Source organism: Pseudomonas versuta (genome assembly GCF_001294575.1).
Taxonomy (GTDB): domain Bacteria; phylum Pseudomonadota; class Gammaproteobacteria; order Pseudomonadales; family Pseudomonadaceae; genus Aquipseudomonas; species Aquipseudomonas versuta.
Genome location: NZ_CP012676.1, coordinates 3,918,959 through 3,935,188 on the forward strand (window position 1 = coordinate 3,918,959; position 16,230 = coordinate 3,935,188).

Below are 16,230 nucleotides of genomic sequence, written 5' to 3' on the forward strand. Positions count from 1 at the left end.
ATCGTATTTTTATTGAGCCGGCTGTTGCGTGGTTTGGTTGCCGCGAATGATTTCAATCCCGCGCACCCTTTGAACCCCGGGGCTACCCGCCACAGGTGTGCGCACCGGGCTGGCCATGGCTAACTGGTTGAACTGGTAAAGACTGCGTTTGGCGTTCTCAAGGTTGCCTGGAGCATCCTTCTCACCCGCCCAGTACTTGCTCAAACGCTGCTCCTGGGCGCTGCGCACGGCCAGACGCAAGGTGCCGGCCTGAGTGGCCAGCATCAGTTGATTGATCAAAGGCTCTGGAACTGCCAGCACCGCCGTGCGCGCACCGACACGGCGCTGCGCTTGTTTGAGGGCTTCTTCGGCATTCAGCGGTTCACTGGCCAGTTGACCGTCGCTGGTCATGCCCAACTCATCACCCACGCTCAGCACCCGTACTGCCGGCAACACTGTTTGCGCCGACTGCTGCGGATTGGCCGTGTCCTGACGCAAAAACAGCAAGATATCGACGTAGTCACCAGGCGTTAGCTGCCCTGCTGCACCGGTCACTTCATCGATGGCCACTGCCAGTGCACGTTCATCAGGGCGAATCATGCGAGCAAGAGGGCCGCCGATTTCAAAGCTTTGCTTGGTCAGCCAGGTACCCGCACTCAACGCTCGCCATGGGGTAAGGCCAACCGCCTGATCGATAGCCGTAAGGCTGCCGGCGGGTGCGGTCTTGAGTTTTTCCAGGGTCAAGTCTTCGGCGGTCAGGGCCACATGCGGGGGAACATCACGGACCAATACCACCACTGGCTGTCGGGTCTGATCCTCAACCGAGGCGACACTTTGCTCCACCACCTGCGTCACCGGAACTTCAGCTACCGGCTGCTGACGAGTCAATACCAACCCCCAATAACCGGCCGCAATAGCCCCGATAAACAAAATGGCCGCCAGTACTAAACTGCGTCGATTGTTCATTAGCAAACTCCCTTTACCACAACGTAGCGCAGATAAAAAAAATCATTCGCAATCAGGCAGCCATAACCCAATAACGCTGTTTGAACCATTTCGCTATTTGAACGTAGCGCAGGTAAATCAAAATGCCATTAGTGACTTTAAAAATCTCTATTTAATTTTGAATTGTTTGATTTACCACACATTTTTTTTACACGCATCATTTGGATTAATACTTTGTGATTAGTGCTTTTTTACAGTTGCCTTAAACTGAATTATTGCCAATGCTGTAATGGCAGAAGGAAATCACGCAATATAATTGTTAAGCGGTGCCCGACCCGGTGCACGAAGGAGAAGTCAGATGTTTTTAAATACTGTTCTTAAAGTGTATGTACCGACGCAGGTATTCCTGACTCGCCAGGTCAAATTATTTGCACAGCGCACGGAGGGCGCTTCAGGTATTGAATATGCGCTTATTGCAGGAATGGTTGCAGTGGCAATTGTAACTTTTGTAGCCCCGATCAAAACCGAGGTCATTGCAATATTCACATCGATTAAAACTGCACTAACCAGTGCCGCAACTTAAATAGTGTGAGTATCTCACTTCTTCGCCAACAGCTACTTTTAGTTGATGACGAGGAGGATGCACTACTGGAGTTGGCCGAGCTGCTAGAGGGCGAGGGCTTTTGTTGCTATACCGCAACATCAGTCAAACTCGCTCTTTTGCAGTTGACCCAACATCCGGACATTGCGCTGGTCATCACAGACCTGCGCATGCCGGAACAAAGCGGTATAGAACTGATCAGGCGCCTGCGCCAGCACACACAACGCCAGCATTTACCGGTGATTGTCATTTCCGGACACGCCGATATGGACGATGTAAGCGACCTGCTCCGCTTGCAGGTACTGGATCTGTTCCGTAAACCCATCTACCACGTGCGCCTGCTCGATACCCTCGACAGCCTCTTCCCGAAGCCCTAGTCACCCGCCTCAGGCACGGGCTCCCCCTCATATGCTTACCTGAAAGCCTGTGGCTGCGTGCTTAGCCACAGGCTTTATGCGCGTATCGCTTATACCCCCTTTGCAGGGCGGGCAATGCAGCCCACTTGAGTGAACTGCATTGCGCAAGAGACGGCCCTACAACTGATAACTGAAGCTCAAGGTGTAACGCGGCCGACGGTTAAAGCTGTCCAGCGCGACGTCTGACATCGGCTTGGCAACTTCCAGGGCAATGTTGTAGTAACGCTTGTCACCAAAGCGCAGCCCCACCGCCGCCGAAGACATATCCGAACCCTTCAGGGGCAGTTCGTTGAACCAGGTTTTGGCCTTGTCCAGTACCGCATAGGGTTGCAGCAATTTCACCCACTCCCCGTCGCGGTTGAAGCTGTAGTTCAGCTCGTAAGCCACGCCCCAGCCCTTGTCCCCCGAGGCCTGGTCGTCCGGGTAGCCGCGGCCGAAGTTCTGCCCGCCGAAGACCGCCCGCTCGCTGTCGGGCAAACTGTCGTCGCTCCAGTACAAGGCCGCGGACGCCACGCCCTGCCAGTCACCGAAGAAACCGTCGCTCTGCACTCCCGACAAACGCAAGCGGAAGAAGTCCAGGTCATAGCGGCTGCCGGTCAAATCGGTCTCGGTCTTGGCTCCCAGGCCATTGATGCCTTGATACAACCCGCCGCTCACAATGCGTAACTGTTTGTCATTGGACTTGCGCCACTCACCTTCAAACGCCAGCGCACGCACGTTGGTTTTATCGCTGATGGTCTGGGAATATCCGACCACGTCGTAGTCCGTGTTGTCGTTGACCCCATACAGCCTTGCCGCGACGTTGAGCAATTGATCGGGGGCCGCGATCAGCGGGTGGCTGACACCCACCGAAAAGCGGTCATTCTCACGATGGGGCTTGAGTTCAAAGCCATCGCTGGTCGCGATGTTGGTGCCGGGATCACTGCGATATCGCGCGCCATACAGGCTCAATTGAGTACCTTCAGCATTAAGGAACTGGCTGTAATCAAGGCGGTAGTAGTGCTCCTTGTCATTGCCCGGCGGGAACAACCCGCTCAAGGAAAGCTGTTCTGCCATGGCTGTCTGTGAATTGCTGCTGACCCCGAACAGTGCCTGGGTACTGTCGCGACTGCCTTCAGTGAGGCTCATGCTGGTGGTGTAAGGTTTGCGGCTGGCATTGACTTGCAGGGTTGCAGCACCGTCGGTGGTTGCAGGCGGCGGTACTTGCGCCTGCAGGGTCACACCCGGAATCCGGCTCATCAGGGTGGTATAGCGCTCAAAGGTTTTACGGGTCAACGGCCGCTCGCCTTTGAGTTTATCTACCAGTTCATCGATAAAACCCTTCACGCGCCCGATATCACCGTCTACCCGGTAATCCTTGATATACCCTTCGACCAGTACGACGCGCACCAGCCCTTGATCAAAGTTCTGCGGCGGTAAAAACGCATAGGACAATAAATAACCGTCGGCCTGATAACGTTGCGTGATACTGCGCGTGGCTTCAATCAACTCGCTCAGGGTAATTTCATGATTCAACAAAGGCTTATACGCCGCCCCCAACTCCTGGAGCGGATAAACAGTACCCCCTTCAATCTGCAACTTACGGATCGTCAACTTGGTGCCCATCACTAATGGCTGGGACTCGGCAGCACCGGGCTTGGGTAATTCCAAGGCAGGCGTTTGTGGCCGATAAGCATCCACCGGCAAGTTGGGGGACGGCAAGTTCTGGATACTTTCATTGCTGTTCAAATAACGTGGAAGCGTTTCAGCACTCACATAAGGGGTAAGGGCCAATAATAAAAAGGGGACGCAAGTACGCATATGAGACTCCATGCTCAACAACCGCGGCACAACTAAACCAGGGGCAACGCATCATAGTGTGGCGAAGCTACCCGGCATTAACCTTACAATCCTGCAAATGAAAAAAGACGAGAGATTCATTTGAATCTCTCGTCTCAACCAAGCGTAGGCGCTGTAGGTAAGGCCGTCGAACCGGCCAGGTGCAATTAGTTAGTTTTTCTTGCCCAGGTTACCAAGCCCGCCCAGTACTGTGCCAAGACCACCCAAGCCTCCAGTTGTAGTGCCCCCGGTTGTATTGTCAGCCTTCACTAAACCGCCTAATGCACCCACTGTTCCACCAACGGTACCTACCAATTGACCCACCGCACTGCCGACCGGGTTTGCAGTGCCGCTATCAACCTTGGCACCCACACTGCTCACCGCGCCGCCAACTTGAGTCAGCAAGCCGCTGACGGGAGTCCCAAGACCGGTTGCTGCTCCGACATTTTGGGTAATGGTGGTCACAGCACCCGTTACCGGATTAAGCGCCGTACCTACAGTGTTGCCCACTGCCGCCAAAGGAGCCCCGGCAGCGTTGTTCGCTATACCGGTGCCGCCTACCACGCTACCGAGGGAGGCCACGACATTACCGCCACCGACAACGTTGCCGCCACCCGCCTGAACCACACCGCTGGTGCTGCCGGCCACCAGGCCTGAACCAACACCATTAACGACCCCGCCCACTGTCTCCAGCAAACCGCTGCCGCCCAGCCCTGGCAGGCCGCCGATACCACCTGTGCCACCTGTGCCGCCTGTGCCGCCAGTTGCAGCTGGTGGATTGACGTAGCCGCCGGCTTTATCAGCCACACCGCCCACACCACCCAGCACACCGCCTACCAGACTGGTTACAGGATTGTTACCCGTAGCCGCCACTTTCTGGCCCAGGTCTGTAACGACACCGCCGACCTTGTTCAGAACGCCATCCACCGGAGCACCCAGGCCGGTAGCCGTTCCCACCTTGCCGGTGACGCCCTCGACCATCGAAATCACTGGCACCAGTACCTTGTCATTGACCCCGCCAGTCACCTTGCTCAAAGCCCCGGTATTCACGGAGCCGGTCAGCGTGTTGCCAAGCATGGTGACGGTGGTACCCACCTGGTTCACCAGCCCGCCCGCCACATCCGTGACTTTGCCCGTTACCCCACCTACGACCGGAATCTGACTGATGGGCGTGTTGTCGAGCAAGGTACTGACACCTGTGCCCACTGATGAAACACCCTTGCCGACATCTGCCACTGCATTGGTCACGCCCGCCGCGGTAATGCCCAGGGAGTCTTTGTCGGTGCCGATCGAGCCGACGCCATTGGTTAAACCACTGCCTACGGAGGACACCGCATTGCCGGTATTGACCACCAGCCCCCCGCCCAACGTGCCCACTACCGGAACAGTGGTCAGTGTGCCGCCAATACCGCTGACCGTGGAGCCGACACCACTGACCACTGGACCCACTTGCCCAACAATCTGACCTGTGACCAGAGGCGTGGTACCTGCTCCAGTGCCGCCACCGGTGCCACCGCCTGTGCCACCGCCGGTACCGCCACCTGTACCGCCGCCTGTACCACCACCGGTGCCGCCACCATCGCCGCCGCCAGTACCACCACCGGTGCCGCCACCTGTACCACCGCCAGTACCACCACCGGTGCCGCCACCATCGCCGCCGCCAGTACCACCACCGGTGCCGCCACCTGTACCACCGCCAGTACCACCACCGGTGCCGCCACCATCGCCGCCGCCAGTACCACCACCGGTACCGCCACCAGTGCCACCATCCGTACCACCACCTGTGCCACCGCCAGTGCCATCACCGCCGCCTGTACCGCCACCCGTACCGCCGCCATCGGTACCACCAGTACCCGCACCGCTGTCAGGAGTGCTTGCCGATACATGGCTCTTGGAGCCGCCACCGCCGCTGCTGCAACCCGCAAGGCTCACGGTCATGACTAACAGGAGGGCTGTACTGGTTTTTAACCACAGTTGAGTGTTCATAATTAATATCCATGCACCTGGAACGCCTAGGTTCGAAAGTTCTCTGTTCTGATGTCAGAGATACATTTCACTCGTGTAGACATCACAACCCCAGGGGCCTTTTCGAACAATCCGCTACTTGGTATTAACGCCTTATATAATAAATCTACGAATTAATTAAAAGCCTTATAAATCAATGGCTTGTATAAATAAAAAGCCACTGAAAAGCAGACACTCACTAAAGTTATAACGCTATTTAACAGGCCTGAATCCCCGGGCATGCTTATTCCGACCTGCTCGCCCGGCGGTTGCCATGAAGAGGGGCACGCGCGGCCTGGGCGAAATCAGGGGTGGCCGCTACCGGCATTGGCCCTTTCAGTCCACCACGCTGAACTCAACGCGTGCGGTTTGCCCGCTTTCGTCGAGGACGCTCAGCTCATACCGCCCCTGGTGTTCAAGTGGGGTGTTGAGCGCAGCCTGATGGTCGCTGTCGCCCACCGGCTCACCATTGAGAAACCACCAGCGCCGACCCTCTCCGCCCAGGGCCGAGACCGAGAGCCGAAGCTCGGTCTGACTTGCCGCCGGGCGGCGCAGACGATCGCCGTCGCGAACCCCTGCAATTGACAGCCCTGTCACCGAATTCAAGGGCGGTGGCGGACATTGCGCCGAAGCCATTGGCAGCCGTGCCTCACGCCGCTCAATACGCGGCAACCAGGGTTCAAGCGGTGCTGGCCACAACGCCACTTGGCGCATTTGTGCTGCGGGGCATTGCGGGCCAACACGCAGCCCCTGTGCATCGACCCAAATGGTCTCCCGCAGCCCTGTGCCCAATGGCTGATCGGCGGCAAGCAAGGTAGGCGGCGTGGTGTGATCCAGCGTCCAGGCAAAGCGCTGACGCCGGCAATTGGGGTCGTTTCTGTTCAGCGGCTGACCCAGCGGCCAGCAAATGGCCGCCACCCCGACCGTAGCCGGCACCGGCTCCACTGGCGCTACAATGCCGCGCTGACTGTCGCGATTACTCAGCACATCGTGTACTTGCAGCATCAGCGGCGCGGCCGAAGCCAGGCCAAACTGCCCGGGCACCGGCGTACCATCCGGACGCCCGATCCAGACACCGATCAAGTAACGCGGCCCCACACCAATGGCCAATGCGTCGCGAAAGCCATAACTGGTACCGGTTTTCCAGGCCAGCAACGGACGCTGCACCAGTTCGGCACGCGGATCGCGATCAGGTCGGGCCTGCCCGCTGAGGATGCGCCGGATGATCCACGCCGAGCCGGGCGACAGCATGCGTTTCTCGTGCAACGCGTCCTGGGGCTGCAAGCGCAAACTGGCGCTTTTCCCACCACGGGCCAGCGCGCTATAGCCGCTGACCAGATCCTCCAGGCGACTGCCTGCACCGCCCAGAATCAACGCCAGATTGGGCTCGGCCAACGCCGGCAGACTCAGCGGTATACCGCCGTTGCGCAGGTCTGCGGCAAAGCGTTTCGGTCCATAGGCTTCAAGCAACTGCACCGCTGGAAGGTTCAGCGACAGGGCCAATGCCGAGCTGGCCGACACCGGGCCACTGAAGCCCATGGAGAAATTGCCCGGACGGTAATCGCCATAACGCCGGGGCACGTCCTGCAACAGTGACTCGGAGTGAATCAGACCGGCATCCAACGCCATCCCGTACAGGAATGGCTTGAGCGTGGAACCCGGCGAGCGCATGGCGCTGATCATGTCGACATGGCCAAAACGCCGCGTATCGTTGATGTCAACCGAGCCCAGGTACGCACGCACCGCCATACTGCGGGTTTCGACCACCACAATGGCGGCCGAGGTGTGCTCGGGCAAGCGGGCGCGCCAGCCCAATAACAGGTCTTCAAGACGGCGCTGCAAACCGGCATCGATGGTGGTGCGAATCAGCGGCGGGCTGTGGGGCCGGTTTAGCCGTCGCGCCAGTAACGGCGCCAGGCTCGGCTCCAGTCGCGGCGCCAGCAACAAGGGTTCTTCAAGTGCCTCTTGCACCGCCGGCTGCGGCCACACCTGATACTCGGCCAGACGCCGCAGCACCTTGTCCCGCGCTATTTGTGCGCGCTCCGGATGACGGTCCGGGCGCAAGCGGCTCGGTGCCTGTGGCAGCACCGCCAGCAGCGCTGCTTCAGAGCGTGTGAGCTGCTGCGGCGATTTGCCCAGATACGCCCAACTGGCCGCCGCCACCCCCTGCAGGGTGCCGCCGAACGGCGCGCGATTGAGGTACAGGTTGAGAATCTGCTCCTTGGACAGATGCCACTCCAGCTGCGCCGTGCGCCACAACTGGCGCGACTTGCCGAGCAACGTACGCTCATGGGGATCGAGCAAGCGGGCGACTTGCATCGACAAGGTGCTGCCACCCGACAGCACCCGGCCACCGCTCAGGTTCTGCCAGGCCGCCCGGGCCACTGCCAGGGGATTGACCCCGGGGTGCTGATAAAACCAGCGGTCTTCGTAGGTCAGCAACGCCTCCAGGTAATAGGGCGACACCTCATCCGTGCGCACCGGATAGCGCCACACGCCATCGGCGTCGGCAAAGCGCCACAGGGGCGTACCGTCTTCAGCCAACACCACACGGGCCAGGCCATCTGCGGGCAAGGGCAACGGCCAGAGCCGGTCAGCCAGCCACAGCAACGCGCACGCCAGCAGCAGGCTGACGGCGGTCCGGCCCAGTATTTTTTTAATGTTTGAACCCACTAACCTTCACCCGGTACGCAACTTTGCATCATGACTGGTTGCCCAATGCGTATCTCTGGCACAGTGGCCACCTTATTGATCGGGACATACCCATGCACGTCGAAAGCTTTGTTGGAAATCTGGGCCTGTGGCTTGGCACCTTTGTGCGTTTTATCGTCGAAAGCCTGAACGGACTGTTCAATACCATCACCCAGGCCGGCAGTAACTTCATCGATGGCATGGCCCGCGCACTGGGCATGGACACATCGATCGTGAGCATTGCCGTGCTGGTCATCGGCCTGCTGTTTTTGTACAACGCAGTGCGCGCCTTCATGCGTGCCTCGATCATTGGCGGGGTGATCTGGTTACTGTTGGGGCTGTGGGTACTGAGCTGGATCATCAGCTAACTACTGTCCCCGTAGGAGCGTCGACCGGCTGCTCCTACAGGTCAGGTCAGGGTCAGCGGCCCTTGATCACCATCTCTCCCGGCGTCTGGCCTACGGCTTGCCAGTCAGGGCGATACATCGACTCCACTTGCGGCGGCGGTACGCGGTAGGTGCCCGGGGTCACGGCACGAGCCAGGTACAGCAAGTGCGTGGTGCCGTAGCCATCGAGTTTCAGCGCAGCCACGTAACGATCATCCCGGTATTCCTGATGCTGCACGCTGGCGTTCTGCATCGACTCGCGCCATTGCTTGACCTGGGAACTGGCGTTTTCAAGGCTCGCGGCGCTTTGGCCCAGGTTCTGGTTCTCCAACTCCAGGCCCGCCGGCAGCAAATCGACCACCAGCGCATCGGGCACCTGCTGGCTGGCCGTCACTGCCAGATGCACCAGCACCAGATCACCACTTTTCAGCGTATTGAGATCAAGCGGCTCGCCATTCATACCCAGGTAATCGCGGCGAATGCTCATGTTCTGGCCGCCCGCCACCGGCGCCTGCTGTGGATAACCCGAAATCGTCAGCTGTTGATAAACCGCTTCGCTTCCCTCATTGCGCAGGGTCAGCGGCGTGTCCAGCAATGCCCCGTCCAGCTTGAGCCCCGGCTGGCTGTTGTTCAGCTCGCGGGACTGGCCACCGCTGGCAAGCCTGGCCGTCCAGCTGGCTTCAGGTTTGCCCAGCAACTCACGCCCCGCCAGGAACAGCGAGTTACGCTCTTGAGTCGACAACCACGGACTGGCCGCCAGTTGATCCGACAGCTCAAACAGCCGCTGCTCACGCTGGCCGTCGAGCAAATTGTTTTCTTCCAGCAGCGCCAGAATCAGCGCCTGATCACGCAGCGGGCTGCCGTAATCGCCCAGCCACTGATCGGCTTTACGGGTGACGGCCAGGCCTGCCACCAGGGCCTGATCGGCCCGCGGCTGATCCCCCATCTTCTGCAGGGCAATCGACAGTTGCACCAGTGGCAACCCGGAACGGGCATCACTGCGCCGTTCAAAAATACTGCGTAGCGCGCCCAATGGCGCCTGCTGGCTGCGGGCCAGAACCAGCGCGGCATAGGCCTGAACCGCAAAGCGGGTGTGATCGAGGTTTTCGCTGTAATCGGCTTCGATCAGATTGCGTTCCTGCACATAACGCAGCAGGCGCTCGCTGGCTTTTTTCAAGGCTTCAGGTGGTACCGCGTAGCCCTGGTCCCGTGCACGCAGCAGGAAATCGGTGACGTAAGCGCTCAGCCAATACTCTTCCTGGCCGTCGGCGCCCCATAGACCAAAGCTGCCGTTGTAGCGCTGCATCCCCAGCAGGCGCTCGATACCCAGTTCGATTTTGCGCTTGCGGTCGGCATCCGGCTCGCCTTCAAGGCCCAGCCGTTTGAGTAATGCCGCGTCGGCGTACAGCGCCGGGTACAGGCCGCTGGTGGTTTGCTCCGAGCAGCCATACGGATAGGCCTTGAGTGCGCGGATTTGCTCGCCCAGGTTCAGCGGCGGGCGGCTCGATAAACTCAGCATGGCTTCACGCCCCGCCGGCTCAAACACTTGCAACGCACCTTCGGGCAAGCTCCATGGCTGATCCTTGAGTACCGCGCGGTAATGCTTGAGCAGCGCCGGGTAAGCCGGGCGCACGCCCAGTGTCCACTCGCGGGTAAAGGGCGCTAGCGTTTCACCCGGCAGCTCCAGACCGTTGACCGTAACCTTGACCACTCCCGTGCCGAAACCGCCCAAGGCTTTGACCGGGATCTGCAAGGTGCTGCGCTGGCCGGGGCTCAGGGTGACGGGTTGCGCGGTATCGCCCGGCAGGCTCAACAGGCCTTGGGTATCGAGTTTCACTTCCAGTATTTGCGGCTTGTCAGTGAGGTTGGACAGGTCCAGCGCCAACCGGGTCTCGTCGCCACCGGCCAGAAAGCGCGGTGCTGCCAGCTCGGCGACCAGGGGGGCGGCGACAACTGTTTTGGCTTGGGCCATGCCATAACGGTCATCGGTCCAGGCCTGCGCCATCAGACGCAGCTCACCGTTAAAGTCGGGAATATCGACGCTGACTTCGCCTTCGCCCTGCTCATTCAAGGTCACGGGCGCGCTTTGCAACGCCACGATGGTCACGCTGGTGGCTGGCCGCTTGCCGCCTTTGGCCAGTGCCGCATCACCGCCAAACGCCAGGCTGGCCAGACGACCCTGCCCGGCTTCGATCAACTGCCCGTAAATATCCAGCTGATCGGCACCGTAGGCCTTGCGCCCGAACAGGCTGGCGTAGGGGTCCGGGGTTGGGTAGTCGGTGATATTCAGCACCCCGACGTCCACCGCGGCCAGCAGTACATGGGCCCGCTCTGGAATGCTGCCATCGGCGTTTTTGGCGTGGATCTTTACCGTCAACGGCTGCTTGGGGCGCATTTTTGCCGGCGCATCAAGGGTCAGCGCCAACTTGCGCGCAGTGCGGTCGAGCGGCAGATGCAGCACACCCACGGCCCGTTTGGGGGTGATATTGGTCTTGCGCTCGCCGGGGCGGATCACCAGTGCACTCACATACAGATCGTGACGGGCCCAGGCCGGATCAAGCTTGATGTCGAAAGTTTTGCCGTCGGCCGGCACCTCGATTTCTTCCCACCACAGCGGGCCATCACTGCCTTCGACCAGCAAATACCCTTTGCCGGCTGCAGGCGGCGTGACCGTCACCTTGGCGGTGTCACCATCGGCATACGCGGCCTTGTCCAGCGCCAGCTTGACCTGATCGGGGCGCACGGCACCGCCTTCTGTATTGTCCTGGGCACGATAACCGGCCCAGAAGCGCAAGCTGCTGATCAGCCCGGTTTGCGGGTCTTCGACTTCAACCCGATACGGGCCCCACTCCACCGGGAAGCTGACCTTGGCAGTTTCTCCGGCCTTGAGGCTGACCGTTTCTTCGTTGAGGTTCAGAAACTTCTCGTTGAAGTGATAGCTCCAGCCGTCATTGTCCGAGTAATTCCAGTAGTAATCGCGGCGCTCGCGCACCAGCCTGATCTTGAGGTTTTCAGCCGCCAGCTTGTGCCCTTCGCGGTCAGCCACCAGCAGTTCGAACTCAACCGGGCCATCGCCATCGGTTTGCGTGCCATCAAACAGACCGCGCAGCCCCGGCAAGCGCTCAGCGGGCCACACGGGCTGGACCAGACGCCGGGTAATCGGGCGCCCGCCCGACTCTTGCAAACTGGCCTGAACAATCAGTTGCAGCGGCGATTTGGCATCGCTCCACTGGCTTTCCAGGCTGATGGTTTCCTCGCCTTCGGCGTTGAGGACGCTTTCGTCCAGCTCCAGGTCCTGAGTCAACTCGGGCTCTGTTACTGAACCGAACTGATAACCCGGCAGCGCGCTGACCGCATCACGCAACGGGCGCACATAAACCTGGCCGCTGAGGCGATTGCCCGCAGCCGGGGCACCGTACAAATAACGGCCATTGACCTGGATTTCGGCCGTCTGATCGGGGCGCAGCGGTGTGTCGCTGCCCTTGAGTTCCAGCGCCAGGCGCTCGGGCAGGAAGTCTTCGACCAGAAACTCATACAACTGCGGTTTGCCGTCGCCCAGATCAAACACCAGTTGCCAGCGCCCGGTCGGGGCTTGAGCCGCCAGTTGCAGCGGGTATTGATAAAAGCCCGAAGCATCAGGCGACCAGACAAACTTGCGGCTCACCTGCTCGTCGGGACGACGCACCTCGACACTCACCGGCTGTGGCTTGACCGGGTTGGCGTCGCGGTCGCGCAACAAGGCATTGAGCAGCACGGTTTCGCCGGGGCGATACAGATCACGCGGGCCAAACACAAAAAATTGCAGCGGGTGCGCCTGCGGCCCGCCAATGTCGAACTCGGCCAGATCCAGCGCCGCAGTATTCAAGCGCAGCACGCTGGTCTGGTCGCCCTGACGCGCCACCAACACTTCAGCCTTGGGCGGCAACGCCAGTTCGGCGTGGCCCTGCTTGTCGGTCTTGCCCTGGGCCAGCATCTTGCCCTTGCCGTCCAGCAGTTCCAGCTCCACGCCGGCCAGGGCACTGCCACCTTCCAGCGCCTGGGTGAACACATCCAGACGTTTCTGATAACGATGCACAGAAAGGCCGATATCGCTGAGGGTGAACAACGTGGCGGGCGTCGAATAGTTGTAACTGCCGGACGCCTTCATCACTGCCAGGTAAACACCCGGCTGCTGCAACGGCTTGATCCCGGAAGTCGGCAAGATCAGGGTCTCACGGGTATTGCGCGCAGGGTTCAGGTCAAAGCGCCCGCCATACACCAGATCAGCCATGCTCAGCAGGTCCTTGGCTTCGTAGCTTTGCAGGGTGCTGTTGCGGCCCCATTGGCTGAGGAACGTCGGCAACGACTCGGGTTTGACCCGGAAGAACTCGACATCCACTTTGTCGACGTTCAACGCGATCACCGGCAAACCTTCGGCCAGGCGTGTGGGCAACAGGTTGCCGCGACTGGCAAAGCCGACAGTGGGCTGCAGGTCACGGGTTTCCAGGCGGCTGACGTACTCGGCGGCGAGCGCGGTGCCGTTGACTGCGCGCAGGCCGGGGTCGACGGTGAGGATCAATTTGCGCTGCGGTTCCAGATGGCGCAGATGCAGTTCCATCAGGTTGTCCGACAGCTCCCAGGCGCCATCGACCTTGCCGGTTTTGGCGTCGACCAGGTGCAATTTGTCGGCGAAGTTCTGCTCCGGGTCCAGCGGCACCGAAAAGCTGACGGACAAGGTGCTGGCACCGTCCAATTGCACTTCGGATACATCCACCACACTCAACTCGCGCCCGGCATAGCGCTCGGCCAGCACCTTTACGTCCTGTACCGGTCTGGCCGCCTGCGCGCTGACAGCCGCCGGTGCCACGGGTTTGCCGGAGGACGATGAATCACAAGCGCTCAGCAGCGCCAGCGCACAGGCCAGGAACAGTCCTTTGTTAAGCATGGTGTACTCGTTGACTAGGCATTGAAGGGCTCGACTATATAACAGCGCACCGCATTACCTGTAGTCGCTGCCGAGGTACGAGGCTGCGATCGGGGACGCAGTCACCGTGAACCCGATTATCACGATACTTCTGAGATACCGGGCTGCATGGTTTCGCGACTGCTACGCAGTCGATCGCAGTCTCGTACCTCGGCAGCGACTACAGGTTCACCATACCGCTACAATGCGCTCCCCAAAGGAGCCTGCATGTCTTCCCTATTAGCTGACTGGCGTGATCGCCCGACCCACCGCCGGGTATGGGCGCTGGCAGCACCGATGATGCTGTCCAATATTTCCGTGCCCCTGGTGGCACTGGTGGACAGTACGGTAATTGGCCATTTGCCCCACGCCCATCAACTGGGCGCAGTAGCCGTGGGTGCCAGTCTGTATATCTTCCTGGCCTGGATGATGGGCTTTTTGCGCATGGGCACCACGGGCTTTGCTGCACAGGCCGCCGGGCGTGAAGATGGCACTGCGCTGCGGCAGATCCTGCTGCAGGGTTTGTTGCTCAGTGTGCTGCTGTCGATGCTGCTGGGGGCGATTGCCGCTCCTTTCAGCAGCCTGGCCCTGAGTGTGATGCAACCGTCAGCCGAGCTACGTGCACTGGCCCTGGACTTCTTCCATATCCGCCTGCTTGGCTTGCCCGCGGCTTTGGCCAGTTATGCACTGGTGGGCTGGTTTCTGGGCACGCAAAACGCGCGGGCGCCACTGGCCATTCTGCTGACCACCAACCTGATGAACATTGCACTTAACCTGTGGTTTGTACTCGGCCTGGACTGGGGCGTAGCCGGTTCGGCACGGGCCTCGGTGATCGCCGAATGGAGCGGCGCGCTGCTCGGCCTGTGGCTGACCCGCGGCGCGTTGCGCAAATATCCGGGCACGATCATGTGGGCCGCCTTGCGGGTCTGGCATAACTGGCAACCGCTGCTGGGGGTCAACCGCGACATTTTCATTCGCAGCCTGATGCTGCAACTGGTGTTTTTTTCCATCACCTTGCAGGGCGCCCGGCTGGGGGATGCCACCGTGGCGGCCAATGCCCTGCTGCTCAATGGTTTGCTGCTGGCCGCCCACGCGCTGGATGGCCTGGCCCACGCCGTGGAGGCGCTGTGCGGGCATGCCATCGGCGCCCGGGATCGCCACGCGTTGCGCCGTTCAATGGTGGTTGCGTGCGGCTGGTCACTCATGGCCAGCACAGCGTTCGCGCTGTTATTCCTGTTTGGCGGGCATCTGTTTGTGGAGATGCAAACCGACATTGCGAGCGTGCGTGAAACTGCCTTCCAGTACCTGCCGTATCTGGCGCTGCTACCGCTGATTGCGGTGTGGAGTTACTTGCTCGACGGACTGTTTATCGGCGCCACCCGCGCCAGGGAAATGCGCAACGCGATGCTGGTCAGCGTAGTCATCGCCTTCCCCGCCGCCTGGGCGCTGCACGGTTATGGCAACCATGGCCTGTGGGTAAGTTTTCTGCTGTTTATGGTGCTGCGCAGCCTGACCCTGGGTGTGTATGCGTGGAAGATGCAGCGCAGGGATGAGTGGTTTACTCCAAGAGCTTGATCCGGCTCAGTGATCACTGACGAACTCGCCAATGTTATCCAGCACCGGGGCCAACCAACGTAACGGACGTGAAAGCGCCGCCACCAGGGTCACGTGGCTGGTGCGCGAGAAATAGAGTTCCTGAACCGGCACCCCGGCGCCCCGCAACGCTGTTGCCAGCCCCCCGGTATTGCGCGTCGGGTTGACCAGCGTGTCCGTCTTGGCCGCCATCAATAACGTCGGCGGTGCTGCTCGGCTCACATGCCGCACAGGTTGCGACTCGGGTGGAGAGTCCGGGTAGAAAAATACTGGCCTTACCGCTTCGTCCTTGATCGGCAAAAAGTCATACGGCCCTGCCAGACCCATCCATCCGCGCAAACTGGCAGGGCTCATGCCTACAGCCCGCAACCATTGCGGATCAAGGGCAAGCATTGCTGCGTTGTACGCCCCGGCGCTGTGGCCCATCAAAAACAGACGCTGCGGGTTGCCGCCATAGTCTGCGATGTGTTGATAAGTCCAGCCTGTGGCCTGGGCGCTGTCTTGCAGAAACTGCGGATAACGCACCTGTGGATACAGTCGGTAATCGGCGATCACCGTCGTTATCCCCCGCGAAGCCAATGCTTCACCGACAAACAAATAATCGCTGCGCGAGCCGCTGTTCCAGCTGCCACCATAGAAAAAAATCACCACGGGGGCTCCGGGGGCGGGCTGCTTGGGGCGATAGATATCGAGGGTCTGGCGCGGGTCTGCGCCGTAGGCAATATCACTGGTTTTATCGAAGCTGGCGGTCGGGGTCAGGCCGTTAATGATGCGTACCGGCGAGCAAGCGCTGAGCACCCAGCCCATCAGGCCTGCGCAAGCCAGTCCCGCTGCACGCTTGAAGCTGATCAACAT

At 60.2% G+C, this 16,230-nt stretch carries 11 protein-coding genes; 4 read left to right on the forward strand and 7 right to left on the reverse strand.

Annotated features, from left to right (window positions below):
• Nucleotides 1–9: 9 nt before the first annotated feature.
• Entirely contained in the window at nt 10–945 is a 936-nt protein-coding gene (cpaB, locus tag AOC04_RS17590; RefSeq protein ID WP_060695598.1) for a Flp pilus assembly protein CpaB, read from the reverse strand.
• 337 nt (nt 946–1,282) lie between these two features.
• On the opposite strand from cpaB, the gene AOC04_RS17595 reads away from it, so the two are divergent.
• Together AOC04_RS17595 and AOC04_RS17600 are read left to right on the forward strand one after the other, a co-directional pair.
• A complete protein-coding gene (locus AOC04_RS17595; protein WP_060695600.1) occupies nt 1,283–1,507 on the forward strand; it encodes a Flp family type IVb pilin in 225 nt (74 codons plus the stop codon).
• Between the two features lie 5 nt (nt 1,508–1,512).
• On the forward strand, nt 1,513–1,902 hold the full coding sequence (locus tag AOC04_RS17600) for a response regulator (RefSeq protein WP_060695603.1): 390 nt from the start codon (nt 1,513–1,515) through the stop codon (nt 1,900–1,902).
• 156 nt (nt 1,903–2,058) lie between these two features.
• On the opposite strand, the gene AOC04_RS17605 is transcribed toward AOC04_RS17600, so the two are convergent.
• The 4 genes from AOC04_RS17605 to pbpC form a co-directional block, all read right to left on the reverse strand.
• The gene (locus AOC04_RS17605; RefSeq protein WP_060695605.1) at nt 2,059–3,741 is read right to left on the reverse strand and encodes a ShlB/FhaC/HecB family hemolysin secretion/activation protein; all 1,683 of its coding nucleotides are present in this window, start codon (nt 3,739–3,741) and stop codon (nt 2,059–2,061) included.
• A gap of 189 nt (nt 3,742–3,930) precedes the next feature.
• Nucleotides 3,931–5,199 carry a collagen-like triple helix repeat-containing protein gene (locus AOC04_RS17610; protein WP_335337690.1) on the reverse strand — a complete coding sequence of 423 codons (1,269 nt, stop codon included), beginning with the start codon at nt 5,197–5,199 and terminating at the stop codon, nt 3,931–3,933.
• Nucleotides 5,151–5,645 carry a hypothetical protein gene (locus AOC04_RS24390; RefSeq protein WP_335337691.1) on the reverse strand — a complete coding sequence of 165 codons (495 nt, stop codon included), beginning with the start codon at nt 5,643–5,645 and terminating at the stop codon, nt 5,151–5,153. Before AOC04_RS24390 ends, AOC04_RS17610 begins: the two co-directional genes overlap by 49 nt.
• Nucleotides 5,646–6,099: 454 nt before the next feature.
• Nucleotides 6,100–8,391 (reverse strand): peptidoglycan glycosyltransferase PbpC, encoded by a 2,292-nt coding sequence (gene pbpC / locus AOC04_RS17615; protein ID WP_060696976.1) that lies wholly within the window; start codon nt 8,389–8,391, stop codon nt 6,100–6,102.
• A 137-nt stretch (nt 8,392–8,528) separates the two neighbouring features.
• On the opposite strand from pbpC, the gene AOC04_RS17620 reads away from it, so the two are divergent.
• Nucleotides 8,529–8,822, forward strand: coding sequence for a hypothetical protein (locus AOC04_RS17620; RefSeq protein ID WP_060695609.1), 294 nt, complete (start codon nt 8,529–8,531; stop codon nt 8,820–8,822).
• Between the two features lie 52 nt (nt 8,823–8,874).
• On the opposite strand, the gene AOC04_RS17625 is transcribed toward AOC04_RS17620, so the two are convergent.
• The gene (locus AOC04_RS17625) at nt 8,875–13,764 is read right to left on the reverse strand and encodes an alpha-2-macroglobulin family protein (RefSeq protein WP_060695611.1); all 4,890 of its coding nucleotides are present in this window, start codon (nt 13,762–13,764) and stop codon (nt 8,875–8,877) included.
• Nucleotides 13,765–14,010: 246 nt separating this feature from the next.
• Between AOC04_RS17625 and AOC04_RS17630 the strand changes: the two genes are divergently transcribed.
• Complete coding sequence (locus AOC04_RS17630; RefSeq protein WP_060695613.1) at nt 14,011–15,357, forward strand: MATE family efflux transporter; 1,347 nt, start codon at nt 14,011–14,013, stop codon at nt 15,355–15,357.
• 6 nt (nt 15,358–15,363) lie between these two features.
• Here the strand turns inward: AOC04_RS17630 and AOC04_RS17635 are convergent, their stop codons facing one another.
• Nucleotides 15,364–16,230 carry an alpha/beta hydrolase gene (locus tag AOC04_RS17635; protein WP_060695615.1) on the reverse strand — a complete coding sequence of 289 codons (867 nt, stop codon included), beginning with the start codon at nt 16,228–16,230 and terminating at the stop codon, nt 15,364–15,366.

Bases quoted from the DNA above. Each gene is read 5' to 3' on its own strand.
- AOC04_RS17625 (WP_060695611.1), bottom strand. From the start codon at position 13,764: ATGCTTAACAAAGGACTGTTCCTGGCCTGTGCGCTGGCGCTGCTGAGC.
- AOC04_RS17635 (WP_060695615.1), bottom strand. From the start codon at position 16,230: ATGTTGATCAGCTTCAAGCGTGCAGCGGGACTGGCTTGCGCAGGCCTG.
- AOC04_RS17605 (WP_060695605.1), bottom strand. From the start codon at position 3,741: ATGCGTACTTGCGTCCCCTTTTTATTATTGGCCCTTACCCCTTATGTG.
- AOC04_RS24390 (WP_335337691.1), bottom strand. From the start codon at position 5,645: ATGTATCGGCAAGCACTCCTGACAGCGGTGCGGGTACTGGTGGTACCG.
- AOC04_RS17630 (WP_060695613.1), top strand. From the start codon at position 14,011: ATGTCTTCCCTATTAGCTGACTGGCGTGATCGCCCGACCCACCGCCGG.
- cpaB (WP_060695598.1), bottom strand. From the start codon at position 945: ATGAACAATCGACGCAGTTTAGTACTGGCGGCCATTTTGTTTATCGGG.
- AOC04_RS17595 (WP_060695600.1), top strand. From the start codon at position 1,283: ATGTTTTTAAATACTGTTCTTAAAGTGTATGTACCGACGCAGGTATTC.
- AOC04_RS17620 (WP_060695609.1), top strand. From the start codon at position 8,529: ATGCACGTCGAAAGCTTTGTTGGAAATCTGGGCCTGTGGCTTGGCACC.